The following is a 19,354-nucleotide window of genomic DNA, read 5'->3' on the forward strand; positions in this document are numbered from 1 at the left end:
CTCCGTTTTAAATATTATTAATATTGTGAAAAATTAAGTTAAAATCAATTATATATCAAATGCACCGTACAATTCTTCGACGGCTTTTTCACCATTTTCAGCATCAATGACATAAGAAATACTGATTTCAGAAGTGGTTGTTTGGTAAAAAGGTATCTTCGCATTGATTAAAGTAATAAATGCCTTAGATGCTACGCCTGACATATCTCTCATACCGGATCCGATTAATGAAATTTTGACATATGCTTCATTAATTTTATAATCCAAAGCTTCAAAATCAACGGCTAATTGTTCTAAAATAGCTGAGATTTGATGTGCATCTGTATCTTTAATACTGAAGGATAGTTGTAGTCCTTCGTGGTTGACAATTTGTGAAATCATATCCACATTAACTGAACCCATTTCTAGCTCTGTGAATAGTTGTGTTAATAATTGATTATCTGGTAGGGGATAGGTGATCGTTACATGCATCATGTGTTGATCTAATGCAACCCCAGTAACTGCTTTTTTCTCTAATAAATCACTTCTAGACATAATCCATGTTCCTTTCACATTTGATAACGTTCTTCCTAAATATAATGGTATATCATAATTTTTAGCCAACTCTACGCTACGTGTCTCAAGTACGCCAGCACCTAATGCGCTCATTTCCATCATTTCCTCATATGATACATACTCTAAACGTTTGGCATAACTCAGTACTCTTGGGTCTGTAGCATATACACCATCAACATCTGTGTAGATTTCACAAGGAATCTGATTACTCGTCGCTAAAGCTACTGCTGTTGTATCTGAACCACCACGTCCTAGTGTGGTTAATTCATGATCCTCATTGATGCCTTGGAATCCAGCTATAACAAGTACATCGTGGGTATCAAAAGCTGTTTCAAAGGTTGATGGGTCAATTTCAGCAATTTTACTTTTTAAATGATGACCAATGGTTTTGATACCTGCTTGATATCCTGTCATTGCTTTAGCGCTAATACCAATATCATTAAGTACCATTGATAAATATGAAACGGTTTGTTGCTCACCTGTAGTTAACAGTAGGGCGAGTTCTTGCTCTTTTGGTGTTGATGTTAAAGTGGACACATTCTCCATTAATTGATCCGTGGTTTTGCCCATTGCACTAACTACCACAATGAGTTGTTCACCTTGTTCAACACGATTTTTTAGCATACCTGCTATATTTTTAATTTTAGTAAAATCACTGACGGAAGAACCGCCAAATTTCAAAACACTTCTATTCAATATTTGTCCTCCTCAGTTAGTAGGGAGACACATCCATTCAATAAAAAAGAACAAGTCTGGAATGCGACTTGTTCTACATTTATGTACAAGTGATGCACTCCATTATTATGAAATAATGACAAACTCTTAGCTCTTAACCAAAAAGTCCAACAAATGATACCTGCTATTATCATTCGTTTCGGCATTGCCCCCTTTCAATATTAGCTGTTAGCAGACAGTTGCCTAATATTTACTCATGTTTAATGCGCCTCATCAAAATCTTATTCAATTGATATGTTTTTATTATACATATACCACATGTGACTGTAAACCGATAATTGCGATTTTTTGAAATAAACAGAAAATTTCAAAGTGATACTTAGCATTTTAATGGTTAGTATCTCTCGTGCACTCGGATGGTAAGACGAGTGTAGTCATTAATATAAATAACTAATGTAGTAGGGGAACGTTCATTATATCTGTATATAAAAAGCGTATAAATACATCATCAAAATGTATTCATACGCTCAATCGAAGTCATCTATTTTAATACTCCTGTTTCTTTTAAGTATTCTTCATATGGAATTTCTTTAGAAACAGCACCAGATTGATTTAAATCAATCACACGGTTAGCAATTGTATTGATAAATTCAAAGTCATATGATGTAAAGATCAATGAACCTTTAAATGATTTCAAACCATCATTGACTGCGGTGATACTTTCTAAGTCTAAGTGGTTGGTTGGCTCATCTAGTAGTAACACGTTAGCACTTGATAGCATCATTTTACTTAACATACAGCGAACTTTTTCGCCACCTGATAACACGCTTGCTTTTTTCTTAACTTCTTCGCCACTAAACAACATACGTCCTAAGAAGCCGCGTAAGAATGTTTCAGTTTGCTCATCTTCTGGCGCACATTGACGTAACCAGTCCACAAGATTCATATCCACACCATCAAAGAATTCAGAATTATCTTTAGGGAAGTAACTTAATGAAGTTGTTACACCCCATTTATAAGATCCTTCATCTGGTTCCATTTCACCAGCTAAGATTTTAAGTAATGTTGTTTTTGCAATCTCACTATCACCAATTAAAATGGCTTTATCATTAGGATTCATTGTAAATGAAATGTTATCTAATACTTTTTCGCCATCAATAGTTTTAGAAAGGTTTTGTACAGTTAATAAATCATTACCAATTTCTCTTTCAGGTGTGAATTTTACATATGGATAACGTCTGGATGAAGGTTGGATATCATCTAATTCAATTTTTTCTAATTGTTTCTTACGACTTGTTGCCTGTTTAGATTTAGAAGCATTCGCTGAGAAACGAGCAACGAAATCTTGTAATTCTTTAATTTTTTCTTCTTTTTTCTTGTTTTGTTCTTGAGCCATTTTTTGAGCTAATTGACTTGATTGATACCAGAAATCATAGTTACCAACGTAAACTTTAATTTTACCGAAGTCTAAGTCAGCAATATGCGTACACACATTATTTAAGAAGTGACGGTCATGGGATACTACAATAACTGTATTTTCAAAGTTAATTAAAAAGTCTTCTAACCAACTAATAGCTGGAATATCCAAACCATTGGTAGGCTCATCTAGTAATAGTACGTCTGGATCGCCAAATAAACTTTGTGCTAACAATACTTTTACTTTTTGGTTATTTTCAAGTTCAGACATTTTCTTGTCTTGTAATGATGCATCGATACCTAATCCTGAAAGTAGGTTAGCTGCATCTGCTTCAGCATTCCATCCATTCATTTCAGCAAATTCGCCTTCAAGTTCAGCAGCACGAATACCATCTTCATCACTAAAGTCTGGTTTCATGTAGATTTCATCTTTTTCTTTCATTACTTCATATAAACGTTCATGACCTTTGATCACGACATCTAGAACACGTTCATCTTCATATGCGAAGTGATCCTGTTTTAAAATCGCTAATCTTTCATCTTTACCTAATGACACATGACCCGTTTGTGAATCCAACTCACCAGATAAAATTTTTAAGAAAGTAGATTTACCTGCACCATTTGCACCAATTAATCCATAGCAATTACCCTCAGTAAATTTAATATTTACATCTTCAAATAGCTTACGATCACCAAAACGTAAACTTACATCAGTTACTTGTAACATGCATTTGCTCCTTTTTTATATCGTTATTCTAACGGAAGAATTATATCATATTATAACGATAGTTTCGACCACCTATAACTTGTAATGATAGATTACAAGACTCATGTTATACTATAAAAGAATAAAAGACTCGAAGGAGAATATAATGGCACTAGAAAAAGATATCGTAGGTTCTATAGAATTTCTTGAAGTAACTGGCTTACAAGGATCAACATACATGTTAAAAGGACCCAATGGAGAACAAGTTAAACTCAATCAATCCGAAGTAAATGAAGAAGATGAATTACAAAAAGGTGAAGAATACAGTTTCTTCATTTATCCAAATCGATCAGGCGAATTATTTGCGACACAAAATATGCCTGATATTACAAAAGACAAATATGACTTTGCAAAGGTACTTAAAGTCGATCGAGATGGTGCACGTGTCGATGTTGGTCTTCCAAGAGAAGTATTAATACCATGGGAAGATCTACCAAAGGTTAAAACACTATGGCCAGAAGCAGGAGATCAATTACTTGTTACATTAAGAATTGATAGTCAGAACCAAATGTTCGCACGATTAGCAAGTGAAGGTATCGTTGATAACATGTACACACCAATTAACGATGATAGTAAACAAAATGAAATGTTAGAAGCTAGACCATATCGTGTATTAAGAGTGGGTAGTTTCTTATTAAGTACAGAAGGTTATAAAATTTTTGTTCATGAATCTGAACGTAAAGCAGAGCCAAGATTAGGTGAATTAGTAACCGTTCGTATCATTGGTCATAATGAGCGCGGTGAACTTAATGGTTCATTTTTACCTTTAGCTCATGAAAGGTTAGACGATGATGGTCAAGTCATATTTGATTTACTTGTGGAATATGATGGCGAATTACCTTTTTGGGATAAATCAAGTCCCGAAGCTATTAAAGAAGTATTTAATATGAGTAAAGGTTCATTTAAACGTGCCATTGGTCATCTATATAAACAAAAGATAATTAATATCGAAACGGGTAAAATTAGCTTAACGAAAAAAGGTTGGTCTCGTATGGAAGAACAACAAAATTCTTAATACAAAACGCATTTCTTCTATTAGTATAGTCGAATCATATCACCATAGCGCTTATTGAATGAAATATTTCAATAAGCGCTATTTTTGTAATACTTTATGTCCCCAAAACCATAATTCTTATATGTATTCATTTTAACAACTGAAAATTTACATTAATCTCCAAAATTCCATACTTTAAAAACCTTGCTATATCAATGTTCGAAGCACATTTACAATTCAATTATCATTCTTAACAAAACATTTACATTAGCTCTATTATTAATTAACAATAAACCTTTAGTATTAGAACTGTAAGAAATACATATAACATTTGGGTTATTTATATTAGGAGGATGTTTCAATGAAAAAGTGGCAATTAGTCGGTACGACTGTATTAGGAGCTTCAGTACTTTTAGGCGCTTGTGGTGGCGGTAACAACGGCGGTTCAGGCGAAGGTAAAGATGTAAGTGGAAAAGTAAAAGGTGACGGGTCATCAACAGTCGGTCCAATCATTGAAAAATTAAACGAAAAATTCGCTAAAGATTATCCTAACGCTACAGTATCATCTGGTACTTCAGGAACTGGTGGCGGATTCGAGAAATTCATTTCTGGTGAAACAGATTTCTCAAATGCTTCAAGACCAATTAAAGATGAAGAAAAGAAAAAATTAGAAGATAAAGGCATTAAATACAAAGAATACAAAATTGCACAAGATGGTGTAACAGTTACAGTAAACAAAGATAACGACTTTGTTAAATCATTATCTAAAGACCAACTTAAAGAAATTTACTCTGGCAAAGCTAAAACTTGGAAAGATGTTAACTCTAAATGGCCAGATAAGAAAATCAAAGCTTTCTCACCTGACCAATCACATGGTACATTCGACTTCTTTACTGAAGAAGTAATGGACAAAGGTGATATCAAAGCTGAGAAAAATGCTGATACAAACGTAATCGTTCAATCAGTTGAAAAGAATAAAGAAGGTATCGGTTACTTCGGTTATAACTTCTATCAACAAAATAAAGATAAGTTAAAAGAAGTTAAAATCAAAGACGATAAAGGTAAAGACACAGAACCAACTAAGAAAACAATTCAAGATAACTCTTATGCATTAAGTAGACCATTATTCATCTACGCTAAAGAGAAATCATTAAAAGAAAATAAAGCATTCCAAGAATTCATGAAATTTACACTTGAAGATAAAGGTAAATCAGCAGAGGATGCTGGGTATGTAGCACTTCCTAAGAAAGACTATAAAGAAGAACTTAAAGATTTGAAAAAATACATTAAGAAAAACAGCAAAGACTCTGATAAAAAATCTGATAAAAAAGAAGATAAATAATTAATAATAGAGTTTGGGAATACTAACGAAAATCAATGCAAAGTGGTTAATTCAATAACCACTTTGTCTGATTTTCTTTTCAGGTTATAAGTCATATTACAAATCATGAGTCTAGCTCATCTATAGCCTGAAATATTCCCACTCTTTTTTTATAATTGGGAGATTTAAGAAGAGAGAGGTTTTTAAATGGCTTCAAAAACAAATATTAGAGAAATGATTGCTAAGAACAATGCCAAAAAGGGTGGTACAAGCGATAAAATCGTACCTATTATTTTGGCTATCATTGCAGCGATTTCAATTTTAGTTACATTAGGGATTTTATTTACTTTACTTACAGAAACAATTACGTTCTTCACACGTGTACCAATTACAGAATTTTTATTCTCTACAGATTGGAACCCATTCTCTGCTAAACCATCTTATGGTATTTGGGCATTAATCATAGGGACTTTAAAAATCACAATCATTGCTGCATTATTCGCCGTGCCAATCGGTTTAGGTGCTGCTATTTACTTAAGTGAATATGCTACTGACAAAGTTAGACGTATTATCAAACCAATTTTAGAAATTTTAGCAGGTATTCCTACTATCGTATTTGGTTTCTTTGCCTTAACTTTTGTCACACCAATTTTAAGATCAGTATTTCCACAATTAGGTAGTTTCAACTCAATCAGTCCTGGATTAGTCGTAGGTGTTATGATTATTCCACTTATTACAAGTATGAGTGAAGACGCAATGGCATCCGTACCGAATAAGATTCGTGAAGGTGCATTAGGATTAGGTGCTACTAAATTAGAAGTTGCAATTAAAGTTGTGTTACCAGCAGCGGCTTCAGGTATTTTAGCTTCAATCGTATTAGCTGTTTCGAGAGCTATCGGTGAAACAATGATTGTATCTCTTGCAGCAGGTAGTACACCTACAGCTTCACTTAACTTAACTGGTTCTATTCAAACAATGACTGGTTATATCGTTCAGGTTGCTACGGGCGATGCTACTTTCGGATCAGACGTTTATTACAGTATCTATGCAGTAGGTTTCACGCTATTCATTTTCACATTAGCTATGAACTTACTATCACAATGGATTTCTAAACGTTTCAGAGAGGAGTATTAAAATGGCGACAACTACTAATACAGCAAATGGTAATAACAAAACATTAATCGATCAAAAGCAAGTCGATAAAAATATTTCAACTCGTATGACTAAAAATAAAGTGTTCAAAGGTATATTTTTAGCCTGTACATTAATCGGTTTAATCGTATTAGCAGCACTATTAATTGATACATTGATCAAAGGTGCTGGACATTTAACACCATCATTCTTCACTAACTTTTCATCTTCTACACCATCAATGGCAGGGGTTAAAGGTGCATTAGTCGGTACATTATGGTTAATGATTACTATTATTCCAATTTCAATCGTATTAGGTGTGGGCACAGCGATTTATCTTGAAGAGTATGCACGTAAAAATCCATTCACGAACTTTGTTAAGGTTTGTATTTCAAACTTAGCAGGTGTACCTTCAGTCGTATTCGGTTTATTAGGACTTACATTGTTCGTTCGTGGTATGGGCGTTGAATCTTTATCACTTGGTAAATCTATCCTTGCCGGCGCATTAACGATGTCTTTATTAATCTTACCGGTAATTATCGTGGCGGCACAAGAAGCGATTCGTGCTGTACCTAAATCTGTAAGAGAAGCATCTTATGGCTTAGGTGCTAACAAATGGCAAACGATTTATAAAGTCGTTTTACCTGCAGCTTTACCAGGTATTTTAACAGGATTCATCTTAGCGCTATCTCGTGCATTAGGTGAAACAGCACCATTAATCTTAATTGGTATTCCTACGATTCTATTACGTTTACCAAGCGGAATTATGGATCAATTCCAAGCATTACCAATTCAAATATATAACTGGGCAAAAATGCCTCAAGAAGAATTCCAAAATGTCGCATCAGCAGGCATTATCGTATTATTAGTAATCTTATTATTAATGAATGGACTAGCTATATTCTTCCGTAACAAATTCAGTAAGAAATTTTAAGCTGACGTCTTAAAAACAGGGAAACGTTATTTACGATTAAGTAGACATTAAATCAACTTAGTTAATTAGAAGGAGTTTTATATTATGGCTAATACAAAAGTCGAAGAAAACAAAAAATTAGATCAATTGAAAGACAACTCAAATCAAGGCGTATCTACAATAGTCACTACACAAGATAAACACGATCCGATTTCTGATAGTGAACGTAAGGTCGTTTACTCTACTCAAAATTTAGACTTGTGGTACGGTGATAATCATGCACTTCAAAATATCAATTTAGATATTCTTGAAAACAATGTAACTGCTATTATCGGACCATCAGGTTGCGGTAAGTCAACTTACATTAAAGCGTTAAATCGTATGGTTGAACTTGTACCTTCAGTAAAAACTGCAGGTAAGATTTTATATCGTGATCAAAATATCTATGATGCAAAATATTCTAAAGAAAAATTAAGAACGAATGTAGGTATGGTCTTCCAACAACCAAACCCATTCCCTAAATCTATATATGATAATATTACGTATGGACCAAAAACACACGGTATAAAAAATAAAAAGATTTTAGATGAAATTGTAGAAAAATCTTTACGTGGCGCAGCTATTTGGGATGAATTAAAAGATAGATTGCATATGAATGCGTATGGATTATCTGGTGGACAACAACAACGTGTATGTATCGCTAGATGTTTAGCAATTGAACCTGATGTAATTTTAATGGACGAACCAACATCAGCATTAGACCCTATTTCTACATTGAAAATCGAAGAACTTGTTCAAGAATTAAAAGAAAACTATTCTATCATCATGGTTACACATAATATGCAACAAGCTGCTCGTGTTTCTGATAAAACAGCTTTCTTCTTGAACGGCTATGTAAATGAATATGACGACACTGATAAAATTTTCTCAAATCCAGCTGATAAGCAAACTGAAGATTACATTTCAGGACGATTTGGTTGATATATGGCAGTGATTAGACAAAAATACGAAGGCCAACTAGAAGACTTAATTAAAGATTTACGTCGACTAGGTCTTCGTGTTTATTTTAATATTGAAAATGCATTAGTGTCGTTAAGTGATGATAAGAGAACTTTCGCTAGAGAGACGATTGAAAAAGATAAAGAAATCAATCGTTTAGACTATGAAATTAATGAAAAAGTCATCATGCTTATTACAAAGCAACAACCGATTGCAACAGACTTACGCATGATGATGGCAGCTTTAAAGATTTCTACTGACTTTGAACGTATGGGTGATAACGCCGCAAACATCGCTCATATTCGACTCAGAGTAAAAATTACGGATCATTATGTCTTAACAAGATTAAAGACTATGGGCAAATTAGCTATGTTAATGCTTGAAGATTTAAATACAGCTGTTAAAAATGAAGATATTACTTTAATTAAAGAAATTATTGAACGAGATCAAGATATCGATGATTTATATATCAACATTGTCAATACGACTTATTTAATTGATAACGATCCTTTTGTAGCAGGGCAAGCACACCTAGCTGCTAGGAATCTAGAACGTGTTGGAGATCATATTAGTAATATTGCGGAAAGTGTATATTACTTTCTCACAGGTGAACATTACGAAGCCGGTCGCTAAATTTCCTATTTAACCCAAATTTAAATGTAACGGACTCATATTCGTATTTGTTAGACCAAAAAGATATAAAAATCCCCTAAATGATAGCTCTTAGCTACATTTAGGGGATTTGTTTTACTTATGAATTAGCTTCAATTTCATCAGTGAGGGCAATGGCTTCATCGACCAATTCAGATATATATCGAATTGTGTCTTTCAATGGTGCTTCTGTTGTTATATCAACACCTGCTTGTTTTGCTAAAGCAACTGGTGATAAACTACCGCCTGATTTTAACGTATTTAACCAAGCATTAACAGCTGGTTGTCCTTCTTTTTTTATTTTTTGTGACATGACCGTTCCAATTGTTAAGCCCGCGGAATAAGTATAAGAATAGAGTCCCATATAATAATGTGGTTGTCTCATCCAAGTTAACTCCGTACCATCTGTCATTTCAACTGCATTACCAAAGAATTGTTGATAAACATTAAGCATAATATCATTTAACACTGGTGCTGTTAATGATTCTCCATTATCTACTTTCTGATATACTTCGCGTTGGTAAGCCGCTTCTAGCAAATGCGTCACCATATTATGATAATACGTACGAGAAAGTATAGAACCAATGACCCAACGTTTAAATCGTGGATCTTCGCTATGATTAAATAAATAATTTGCCATTAACATCTCGTTCATTGTTGATGGTGCTTCCACAAAATACATCGAAGCTTCAGATTCTAAGAAATTCTGATTTTGTTGTGCTAAAGTAAAATGCCCTGCATGTCCTAATTCATGTGCCAGGACAAATGTTTCGGCCATTTTCCCTGTCCATGAAATAAAGACATAAGAATGTGTGAAATAGGGACTAGCACAGAACGCACCAGTATCTTTCCCTTTATTTTGAGCGAAATCTATCCAACGATTTTGGTATGCTGACTCAATCATAGAATGATAATCTTCGCCAAGTACATCAAGTGCACCATAAATATAAGATTTAGATTCATCAATAGAGATATCCGGTTCATAACTAGGATCAATTGAAACCTTTAAATCTTCAAAACGCATTTTGTCCAATCCATGTACACGTTGAAGTAATTTAGCATATTTTTGCATGACAGGTGCTAAATCACTCATGATGACATCAATTTGTCTGTCAAACATATCACGAGTCACTTCTTGTTCTTGTAATAAATAATCAATAACTGAATCATATCCTCTTAAATCCGCTTCAATTTTTTCTTGTTGTACTTGCATATTATAAGTTGCAGCTGTTGTATGTTGATAACGTCTAATTGCATCACTAAACGCTTTAAAACTTTTCTGTCTAAATTCAGGGTCAGCATGATCCTCATATTCATTTTCAAATGTCGCATAATCCATTGGATACTCTGTATTGTTATGTTTAAATGATTCAAATGCAATATCTAACATTTTAGTTGTACCATATAAATCATAAGGTTGATTTAAAGTAGGGGACAGACTAGCTAATGTTTGTTCAACTTTAGGATCTAATTGATACGGTTTGCGTACAATTAATTGTTGAATGTAATGTGGATATTGTGTTTGAGATTTCAGTTGTTGTAACGTGTCATTATTCAAATTTAATATTTCTGATTCTACAAATGATAATCGACTTGCGATTTTGCCATAAGATGTATTTAATTTAGCATTTAATGTCTGTGCAGCTTCATCTGTTGTGTCCACGCTTAAACGTAATTCTGCATAATTGCCTAATCGATCAATCTGTATTAGAAGTGCTTCATAATCTTTAAGTGCACGTTCAATCGTATCAATTTCAGTTAATTGACCATTGTAACGCTCATGAAAAGATAATGAAGATGTTATCATCTCATCTAATGTTTGGTAAAAATCTTTATCATTTTGGAATAAATCCTTTAAATCCCATGTTTCAGTGCTAGATATATCTTGTCTATTTGGTAAACCTTGTGTCAATATGATTCACTCCCTGTTTGTAATCAATAATTTTATTATACATGAGTTAAATTCGAAACGCAGTTGATACATATCAATCATAAATCTGTACTTAATCAGTAATTAATCGTTCAGAAATACTACTATAGTAGGTTTAGTTAAAGTAAATTAAATAGTATAATAATGTTAGTATTATTTAAAATTAAGGAGAATCCATTTATGACTATTTTTGATATGCCGAATTTTCTATGGATTTCTATATTAGCAGTTATCATTTTAACTGTTTTCTGTACTTTAGTCTTACATAGATGGTTTATTGCAGCAGTTATTTCTTTTGTAGTATTAGGTGTATTAGCATTCTTTATTCCTAATTTCCAAGATATTACATTTCAACCTTTATTAGGGTATGCTGCTTTTATGGCGATTATGAGCTTAATTATCAGTTTCTTATTATGGTACTTCACACGTAATTGGAGACGTGAAAGAAAGAAAAGACAACTCGAAAAAGATATGCGTCGATATGAACAATTTGAACATGAAAAAGATATGAATCATTTTCGTCGTCGTTAACATATAACGGTCAAATGCCCAATTCTGAAACTATTAAACAGAGTTGGGTTTTACAATTTAGGTCATGCATTTAATTTTAACTATCATATTATAGGACAACTAATGGAGAGATACATATGAATTTAATTAAAATAATCATTTCAAAGTGTCTACAAACGATTGTAGTATTATTTATCTTATCTACAATTACGTTTATTCTAATGAAATTATCTCCTGGTAATCCAGTAGACAAAATATTACATTTAGACACTGCGCAAGTATCAAACGCTCAAATAAAAGCGACCGAAAATAAATTAGGACTAAATGAATCGCTATTGGCGCAATGGTGGCATTGGATAATCCAAATATTACATTTAGATTTAGGTGTTAGTTATCAAACTAACGAGCCAGTTAGCCAAGAGATTACAACATATGCACCTCCTACACTAATCATTACTGTAGGAACATTAATCATGTCAGTCATCATTTCAGTGCCATTAGGTATACTTGCAGCAATTAATTATCATCGTCCAATTGATCGCATAATTAGAATTTTTACCTCTTTATCTGTTAGTTTACCTGCATTTTTCATAGGTATACTACTATTATATATATTTGATTTAAAATTAAACTTACTTCCTCCAGCTAGTGATGGTCAATGGGTTTCATACATTCTACCTATACTAACTATGAGTATTGGTATGTGTGCTTATCTCATTAGATTAATTAGATCTAATCTACTAGATTTATATCAAAGTCCAATTGTCCAAGCTTCAAGGTTAAGAGGGATGTCAGAGGAGTATATTTTGTTACACGATCTACTCAAGCCAGCATTATTGCCAACTATACCACTCATTGGTCTTTCTGTTGGTAGTTTAGTAGGTGGCACAGTGGTTATTGAAAATTTATTTGAAATACCTGGTTTAGGCGCGTTTTTAGTCGATAGTATTCGTGCTAGAGATTATCCTGTGATACAAGGCATCGTATTATTTATTGGTACATTAGTGATTATTATTAATACATGTGCGGATTTATTAAGTATTTGCTTAGATCCTAAACAAGGATTAACGCAGCAAGCATGGCCTAAATCGTCTCAATCATTTAATGATAAGGAGGCGACACACCATGAAAATTAAAATCAATCGTTCAAATTGGATATTTTATGTATTTTTCATATATATTTTATTCATTGTTATCATGCAACTATTTGTGAATGACGATGCTGCTACAAAAGTACATTTGTCTCAAACATTTGAACCAATGAGTGCACAACATTTATTAGGTACAGATGATTATGGTAGAGATTTATTCACTCGTCTCGTAGTAGGAGCACTTTCTACGTTATTTATCACTGTGCTCACTTTAATATTTACAGTCATTATTGGCGTACCTCTAGGCCTACTGTCTGGTTATAAAAAAGGCTGGATAGACACAATCATCATGCGTATGATTGATATCGGTTTAAGTATCCCAGAATTTGTCATTATGATTGCACTTGCAAGTTTCTTCCATCCAAGTATATGGAACTTAGTTATAGCCATTACAGTAATTAAGTGGATGAATTACGCACGGGTGACAAGAGGAATTGTGAATACAGAAATGCATCAATCATATATTCGTATGGCACAACTTTTCAAAGTACCTACATTAACGATTTTATTTAAGCATTTATTACCTAAAGTACTGCCATCCATTCTCGTATTAATCATTGTGGATTTCGGCAAGATTGTATTATACATTAGTTCTTTATCATTTTTAGGTTTAGGTGCACAACCACCATCACCAGAATGGGGGGCAATGTTGCAAGCAGGACGTGACTTTATAACCTCTCATCCGATTATGATCATTGCACCTGCGTCTGTTATTGCTATGACGATATTAATCTTTAACTTAACAGGTGATGCACTCCGTGATCGATTACTAATAGGAAGAGGTGACTAAATTGAATATCATAGAAGTTAAAGGGCTCACCATTAATGATTCAAAAGGTCAATCACTTTTAAACCATGTAGATTTATCTATCAAGACACAACAAATCAATGCAATTATTGGAGAAAGTGGGGCAGGTAAAACTTTAGCTATACGTTTTATATTGAATCAATTACCTCATGATTTTCATATCGAATATGATGATTTCTTATATTATGGTCATCCTGTGACACAATTAGATGATCATTTAGGAAAAGACATTGGCTATATTTCTCAAAACTATACCCAAAGTTTTAATGACCATACCAAGTTAGGTAAGCAACTCATAGCCATTTATCGTACACATTTTGATGTATCAAAACAAGTTGCTAAAACTAAAGTAAAAGAAGCACTCACATGGGTGAATTTATCAAGCGAAGAGATTTTAACACTCTATAGTTTTCAATTATCTGGTGGTCAACTTGAACGTGTTTACATTGCAAGCGTACTTATGCTTGATCCTAAACTTATCATTGCAGATGAACCAGTGGCATCATTAGATATGGTAAATGGTCTACAAATAATGGATTTACTTGAACATATTGTTAAGGACCATCATCAAACTTTATTAATCGTTACTCACAATATGAGCCATGTTCTTAAATATGCAGATCAAATAGATGTAATTCAAAATGGACAAATTGTTGATAGTGGTAATCGTTCTTATTTTGAAAGTAAACAATCGACAACATACGCTCAACGATTATTTCATTTTAGAAGTCATATAAAGAGGGAATATCATGATTAAATTAGACAATATCTCATTCAATTATCATAAACAACAAACTGTATTAAGCCATATCAATTTAACAATAGAAGATAATGAAATAGTTGGTATTTTAGGTGAAAGTGGGTCAGGTAAGAGTACACTTAGTTCACTTTTATTACACGAACTTAAGCCAACAACTGGTTACATAGATGTTGATACACATGATATTTTACCCGTATTCCAACATGCTTCTGACAGTTTCAATCCTAAATTAACTATTCAGCAATCATTAGCTGAGCCACTCTTGTATTATAAAAAGCATACGACTCAGCATATTGATCAAATGATTCAAAACACTACATCATCATTTGACTTGTCGTTATCTTTACTTAGCAAATATCCAAATGAATTAAGTGGCGGTCAATTACAAAGATTTAACTTGCTACGAACATTGTTAGTTAAACCCAAAGTATTAATTTGTGATGAAATTACTTCAAACTTAGACGTTATCGCAGAACAGCATATGTTAGATATTTTAACTGCAAACTACCGTAAACACCCATATACTTTAATCATGATTTCACATGATTTATCTGTAATCCAACGTATTTGTCACCGGATTATTGTAATAAAAGATGGGGCGCTCGTTGATGATTTTGCTACCAATCAACTATTCAGCCATCATAGGCATCCCTATACCAAACAACTTGTAGCTTTATACGAATCAAATTAAATTATGTGATAAACCTATACCAAAGAAGCCCAAAGATGACTTTTATTTCAAAGTGACTTTGGGCTTCTTTATATAGAATTTGTTAACCAATTATTTCTTATCTTCAAAGGCGTCTTGAATATGTTCAAGTTGATCTATTGTAAGTTGATTACCACCTTCACCAAAATACCAAGCATTAGATTCAAATTGATATACATTATGATTTTTAATTGCTTTTATATTTTTAATAACCTTATTATTTAGTTCTTTAGGTAAATGCTGATCATTGCCATCTTTTGTTCGATTAATCACAAATAGTTTATCTGGATTAATTTTATTTAAATATTCATAACTGATTTGATTTCCTGCAGAATTGGCTTTCATGTTATTGTCCGCATGTTGTATACCTAAATCCTTATTCAAGAAACCACCAAATCGACCAGTTTGTCCAAATGCTTTCATACCTTTATCATCAACAACTAGTAGCAATACTTTGTCCTTATTAATCGCACGTTTTGTCTCATTTACTTTTTCTTTTAATTCTCGATTAAGTGTGTTGGCCTTATCTTTTTTATTAAATATTTTCCCTAATTGATTGGTTGTTGTTTCTATTGATGAAATATAATTTTCACTATCTGGACTAACAAATAAAATTTTAGCATCGGGCGCAGCTTTTTTCATTTCATCGATTGTTTTTGTATGTGCTTGTCTGAAAGAGGCTAAGATTAAATCTGGTTTTGCTTTGGCTAAATTATCGTATTTAGGTCGCCCAGGGTTACCCAAATTGATATATTGATCACTTTTAAATTCATTTAAAGCGTGGGGGAGAAATGCATTCCCTTGTCCTTTAGCAACTGCTTTTACATGACTTTTTAAATCCATTTGTTGCATAATGTCTAATGCACCATAATCTAAGACAGCAACTCGTTCAGGATTTTTAGGAACTTTGACTGTCTCAGTTTTCTTTACACCTTGTGAGTGGGTGTTATTTTTATCTTTAAACTCATAAGTATTTTTGATACTTACAGTGTCCTTTGAATTTTTACTAGATTGATCTGACGTTTGACTACAAGCAGTTAGTACAATACCAATGATTAAAATAATAAGTAGTTTATATGTATTTTTCATAATCATCCTCCTTATCATTATTTTAAATGAAATTGAGAATCATTATCAATTAATATTATTACTTTTCATTTAACCATTTATCCAATTCGTTACATATTGCTTCATTAGTGTCGTCGACTAAAGTAATTTGCGGATTATTAATAAACGTCGTATGATCCATATGTAAATTCGTTACAAAATAGCCATGAGATGCATGTTCTAGCATTTGAATGTCATTATGATCATTTCCAAATGCGATATATTCAGTTGTAGCTCCAATGATTTTTTGAATGGTAGTATGTTTATCAATACCTTGAGCTGTTATATCAATATAGTTTTCATTTAAATGTTGTATTAGCTCCAGGGAATGCGATTTTTCAGCTAAGATAGTAGCAATTTCTTCAAAATCATCATGACGAATATCTAATATGATAGCTTTAATGGGTTCAACAATGTCATCCATATCCAAAATCTTTGCTGTATGGTTAGGATCAATGCGTTGAAATAATTCATACGTTGCATCTAAGTTAGTTGAATAATTATATTTATCATCTAATATATACTTTAATTGATATGCATGAATAATATCTTTAATTAGTTGCAAATCATCCTGTGTAATAGATTTAATCACTTCAATCTGTCCATTTTGAGAAATGATTGAGCCATTACCACCAATAAGTGTAAAGTCTTTGAATTCAGGTATAACTGGTAGCAAATCTCTAATTGGACGTGCGGATGCAAATATCACTTGATGGCCAAGTTGATGTAATTTAAAAATACGTTCTTCAATAAGTAGATCAACATGATAACCATCAAATGAAATGGTACCGTCAATATCAAAAACAAAATTCATAAACAAAACTCCTAAATGTTAATAAAGAATATATAGATAAATTATAACATAGCAAATATATTAAGATAATGAAGAATAGGGTCCCCTATATCCAATATCCATAACTTCCTATAATATATATTATGTAAACTAAAATTAAAAAAACAATATAGGGCTAATATTCATATCTTATGAACAGGTATAACTAATTAATACGAATCCATTTATATTTTGATTGATAAAATCATTTGTTGCTAAGGCTTGTATTATTAAATGTTCATTTCCTTACATTCATATCTTAGCTTAATGAAACGTTAAATGATCATCGTATTTAAACTTAAATCTATAATCATTTTTAGGATAACTTTTAGCTTTGTCTTTATAAACTTCAATATATTATCAGTAATGCATTTACATCTAACGACCAGTTATCCATCAAAGTCATTCTCGATGCAACTGAGATGCTCTCACAGCACGGACATATTTAGTGACATGTTATAAATTTTGATTATTTTAAATTTAAGACGTTCATTTTAATTAAATACAGGCTTTATTTAAAATATCTAATCATCAATAATTTTATTGGTATATATTTGCAATTTAATGTAATGTAAATAGTTTTTATTATATCGATTCATTCAACTACTCAAAATATGTACTGTAAGCCTTATATAATTTATTTATTAGAAAATTCTCTATAACTATCATTGTTAAGGTCTTTGGTAATAGCTATGATAATTTTAGTAGGGTGCAATATGATTTTATATTAGCTTTTTATATTAATTATTTGTAGAATTTCACTAGATAAAAAAAGCTGAGACAAGAGTCTCAGCCTAGATATACCAATAGATTTGCTATGTCTTCTATTTTACTTCTTAACTTTTCTACGAATACGGTCTAATGTAGTGAATAACCAATATTTCACTTTGTTAATTGGCTTATAAAAATCTCCTATTAACTCTTCAATTTGAACATTAAATCCACGTTTAAAGCGATAAACGCCATAGTCCTCACTATTTTCAGTAAAGTCACCAGACAATCCATAGAAATTGTAACGATCATAACCATTATCGAAGCAATAATTAATCATGAACCAATGCATCATATATGGTCCCATGTATTGATTGAATTTTTCTGATGAACCACCTGAGAAGTAGTTGACTTCATAAGCATTAGCAAAGTAAACACCAGAAGCAAGATTCAATACTGAACCATCAGTTTGACGAATTTCACTAGCTTGTAGCATTTCTTTTTTATCATGCTCAATTTGCTTGTCTAATTCACTGATTTTCTTCAATTGTTTATCACTTTTGTTTTCTTTTGCCATCATTTGATCACGACGGTTTTCTTTATCATTTAGCGAATGCTGTAATGACTCAATATATTCATCTAAATCAATATATGCTAATGGCACTAATACTTTATCGCCGAAATGATCAATGAAATTATAGAAATATTGATCTGTTTTTGAAGCAAATCCAGTTCTTTCTTCAGTTTCACGATAAAGCTCTAAGAAAAGATCAAATTCATCCCTACTTAAAAATCTTACTTTTACTCCGTAGTTTATCGCTTTATTAATATTTCTTTTACGTTGACTATCGAATTCTTTCTTCAATGAAGCAGGTGTTTTGCCCTCTAAGTCTAAAACACCCATCCATCTTACTTGGCTGAAGCTATCGTAAGATGTTGTAAAACCATGGTGTTCATAACCGTGAGATTTAAATAAATTGACAAGTGCATCGTTTTTCTCATGGTTATCAAGTGGTTTAATATCTTTATCATAAATTTGATAAATCCAGTATGGATCCATTTTGACATATAAACATTGATGTTGATGTAAGTATTTATCTAATTCTCTCAAATAAAAATCAACTAAACCTAAGTCAGAGTAGTCCATGACTGGACCACGATTTGAATAATACACATAACTACCCATCGTTGGGATTTTTGAAAATAGACTTGCTGCAATGACCTTGTTGTTTTCATCTTTAATACCTAATAATACAACCTGAAAACCATCCGTTTCACGAGTAGCAATATTTTCTTTCACCTGAAAATAATGACTTTCTAATGATGGATTTTGTACAAAGTTCTCAAATTCTTTAACTGTCAACTCTGTAAATTTCATAATTAGATAATTCCCTTCCTAATAAAAATTTATTATT

General features: G+C 32.3%; 17 protein-coding genes and 1 riboswitch. Of the genes, 11 read left to right on the forward strand and 6 right to left on the reverse strand.

Translation table 11 applies throughout. The features are described 5' to 3' along the window. Positions 1-48: 48 nt before the first annotated feature. Positions 49-1,254, reverse strand: a complete 1,206-nt coding sequence (locus ACZ267_RS03535; RefSeq protein WP_026088910.1) for an aspartate kinase — start codon at positions 1,252-1,254, stop codon at positions 49-51. An 81-nt stretch (positions 1,255-1,335) separates the two neighbouring features. Continuing rightward, positions 1,336-1,512, reverse strand: a riboswitch (Lysine riboswitch). A 259-nt stretch (positions 1,513-1,771) separates the two neighbouring features. Beyond that, positions 1,772-3,373 carry an ABC-F family ATP-binding cassette domain-containing protein gene (locus ACZ267_RS03540; RefSeq protein ID WP_079449009.1) on the reverse strand — a complete coding sequence of 534 codons (1,602 nt, stop codon included), beginning with the start codon at positions 3,371-3,373 and terminating at the stop codon, positions 1,772-1,774. Between the two features lie 145 nt (positions 3,374-3,518). On the opposite strand from ACZ267_RS03540, the gene cvfB reads away from it, so the two are divergent. The 6 genes from cvfB to phoU all read left to right on the forward strand — a co-directional run bounded on the left by cvfB (position 3,519) and on the right by phoU (position 9,403). Continuing rightward, entirely contained in the window at positions 3,519-4,427 is a 909-nt protein-coding gene (cvfB, locus tag ACZ267_RS03545) for an RNA-binding virulence regulatory protein CvfB (RefSeq protein ID WP_002466837.1), read from the forward strand. 340 nt (positions 4,428-4,767) lie between these two features. Continuing rightward, positions 4,768-5,748 (forward strand): PstS family phosphate ABC transporter substrate-binding protein, encoded by a 981-nt coding sequence (locus tag ACZ267_RS03550; RefSeq protein WP_002466849.1) that lies wholly within the window; start codon positions 4,768-4,770, stop codon positions 5,746-5,748. Between the two features lie 186 nt (positions 5,749-5,934). Continuing rightward, a complete protein-coding gene (gene pstC, locus ACZ267_RS03555; RefSeq protein ID WP_002451350.1) occupies positions 5,935-6,861 on the forward strand; it encodes a phosphate ABC transporter permease subunit PstC in 927 nt (308 codons plus the stop codon). A gap of 1 nt (position 6,862) precedes the next feature. Next, positions 6,863-7,792, forward strand: a complete 930-nt coding sequence (pstA, locus tag ACZ267_RS03560; RefSeq protein ID WP_002466845.1) for a phosphate ABC transporter permease PstA — start codon at positions 6,863-6,865, stop codon at positions 7,790-7,792. An 84-nt stretch (positions 7,793-7,876) separates the two neighbouring features. Further along, positions 7,877-8,752, forward strand: a complete 876-nt coding sequence (gene pstB / locus ACZ267_RS03565) for a phosphate ABC transporter ATP-binding protein PstB (RefSeq protein WP_015365014.1) — start codon at positions 7,877-7,879, stop codon at positions 8,750-8,752. A gap of 3 nt (positions 8,753-8,755) precedes the next feature. Then, positions 8,756-9,403 carry a phosphate signaling complex protein PhoU gene (gene phoU, locus ACZ267_RS03570; RefSeq protein WP_002451347.1) on the forward strand — a complete coding sequence of 216 codons (648 nt, stop codon included), beginning with the start codon at positions 8,756-8,758 and terminating at the stop codon, positions 9,401-9,403. 118 nt (positions 9,404-9,521) lie between these two features. On the opposite strand, the gene pepF is transcribed toward phoU, so the two are convergent. After that, on the reverse strand, positions 9,522-11,333 hold the full coding sequence (gene pepF / locus ACZ267_RS03575) for an oligoendopeptidase F (protein WP_019235900.1): 1,812 nt from the start codon (positions 11,331-11,333) through the stop codon (positions 9,522-9,524). A 198-nt stretch (positions 11,334-11,531) separates the two neighbouring features. On the opposite strand from pepF, the gene ACZ267_RS03580 reads away from it, so the two are divergent. The 5 genes from ACZ267_RS03580 to ACZ267_RS03600 all read left to right on the forward strand — a co-directional run bounded on the left by ACZ267_RS03580 (position 11,532) and on the right by ACZ267_RS03600 (position 15,271). After that, positions 11,532-11,882, forward strand: coding sequence for a hypothetical protein (locus ACZ267_RS03580; RefSeq protein ID WP_002465817.1), 351 nt, complete (start codon positions 11,532-11,534; stop codon positions 11,880-11,882). A 116-nt stretch (positions 11,883-11,998) separates the two neighbouring features. Continuing rightward, on the forward strand, positions 11,999-12,997 hold the full coding sequence (gene nikB, locus ACZ267_RS03585) for a nickel ABC transporter permease (RefSeq protein WP_002465819.1): 999 nt from the start codon (positions 11,999-12,001) through the stop codon (positions 12,995-12,997). Continuing rightward, positions 12,987-13,802: a nickel transporter permease gene (gene nikC, locus ACZ267_RS03590; RefSeq protein WP_463680289.1), complete on the forward strand. Its 816-nt coding sequence runs from the start codon at positions 12,987-12,989 to the stop codon at positions 13,800-13,802. Before nikB ends, nikC begins: the two co-directional genes overlap by 11 nt. Position 13,803: 1 nt before the next feature. Further along, positions 13,804-14,577 (forward strand): ATP-binding cassette domain-containing protein, encoded by a 774-nt coding sequence (locus tag ACZ267_RS03595; protein ID WP_002465821.1) that lies wholly within the window; start codon positions 13,804-13,806, stop codon positions 14,575-14,577. After that, positions 14,570-15,271: an ABC transporter ATP-binding protein gene (locus tag ACZ267_RS03600; protein ID WP_002465820.1), complete on the forward strand. Its 702-nt coding sequence runs from the start codon at positions 14,570-14,572 to the stop codon at positions 15,269-15,271. Before ACZ267_RS03595 ends, ACZ267_RS03600 begins: the two co-directional genes overlap by 8 nt. A 90-nt stretch (positions 15,272-15,361) precedes the next feature. On the opposite strand, the gene ACZ267_RS03605 is transcribed toward ACZ267_RS03600, so the two are convergent. The 3 genes from ACZ267_RS03605 to ACZ267_RS03615 form a co-directional block, all read right to left on the reverse strand. Then, the gene (locus ACZ267_RS03605) at positions 15,362-16,378 is read right to left on the reverse strand and encodes a siderophore ABC transporter substrate-binding protein (protein ID WP_015365018.1); all 1,017 of its coding nucleotides are present in this window, start codon (positions 16,376-16,378) and stop codon (positions 15,362-15,364) included. A gap of 58 nt (positions 16,379-16,436) precedes the next feature. Further along, positions 16,437-17,210 carry an HAD-IIB family hydrolase gene (locus ACZ267_RS03610; RefSeq protein WP_002465813.1) on the reverse strand — a complete coding sequence of 258 codons (774 nt, stop codon included), beginning with the start codon at positions 17,208-17,210 and terminating at the stop codon, positions 16,437-16,439. Positions 17,211-18,057: 847 nt separating this feature from the next. Beyond that, the gene (locus tag ACZ267_RS03615) at positions 18,058-19,317 is read right to left on the reverse strand and encodes an aminoacyltransferase (RefSeq protein ID WP_002467186.1); all 1,260 of its coding nucleotides are present in this window, start codon (positions 19,315-19,317) and stop codon (positions 18,058-18,060) included. Positions 19,318-19,354 lie beyond the last annotated feature (37 nt).

The organism is Staphylococcus sp. AC872 (assembly GCF_979255425.1).

Excerpts from the sequence above, each read along its gene's own strand:
- ACZ267_RS03540 (WP_079449009.1), bottom strand. The coding sequence starts at position 3,373 with ATGTTACAAGTAACTGATGTAAGTTTACGTTTTGGTGATCGTAAGCTA.
- cvfB (WP_002466837.1), top strand. The coding sequence starts at position 3,519 with ATGGCACTAGAAAAAGATATCGTAGGTTCTATAGAATTTCTTGAAGTA.
- ACZ267_RS03550 (WP_002466849.1), top strand. The coding sequence starts at position 4,768 with ATGAAAAAGTGGCAATTAGTCGGTACGACTGTATTAGGAGCTTCAGTA.
- pstC (WP_002451350.1), top strand. The coding sequence starts at position 5,935 with ATGGCTTCAAAAACAAATATTAGAGAAATGATTGCTAAGAACAATGCC.
- pstA (WP_002466845.1), top strand. The coding sequence starts at position 6,863 with ATGGCGACAACTACTAATACAGCAAATGGTAATAACAAAACATTAATC.
- pstB (WP_015365014.1), top strand. The coding sequence starts at position 7,877 with ATGGCTAATACAAAAGTCGAAGAAAACAAAAAATTAGATCAATTGAAA.
- phoU (WP_002451347.1), top strand. The coding sequence starts at position 8,756 with ATGGCAGTGATTAGACAAAAATACGAAGGCCAACTAGAAGACTTAATT.
- ACZ267_RS03580 (WP_002465817.1), top strand. The coding sequence starts at position 11,532 with ATGACTATTTTTGATATGCCGAATTTTCTATGGATTTCTATATTAGCA.
- nikB (WP_002465819.1), top strand. The coding sequence starts at position 11,999 with ATGAATTTAATTAAAATAATCATTTCAAAGTGTCTACAAACGATTGTA.
- nikC (WP_463680289.1), top strand. The coding sequence starts at position 12,987 with ATGAAAATTAAAATCAATCGTTCAAATTGGATATTTTATGTATTTTTC.
- ACZ267_RS03600 (WP_002465820.1), top strand. The coding sequence starts at position 14,570 with ATGATTAAATTAGACAATATCTCATTCAATTATCATAAACAACAAACT.
- ACZ267_RS03605 (WP_015365018.1), bottom strand. The coding sequence starts at position 16,378 with ATGAAAAATACATATAAACTACTTATTATTTTAATCATTGGTATTGTA.
- ACZ267_RS03610 (WP_002465813.1), bottom strand. The coding sequence starts at position 17,210 with ATGAATTTTGTTTTTGATATTGACGGTACCATTTCATTTGATGGTTAT.
- ACZ267_RS03615 (WP_002467186.1), bottom strand. The coding sequence starts at position 19,317 with ATGAAATTTACAGAGTTGACAGTTAAAGAATTTGAGAACTTTGTACAA.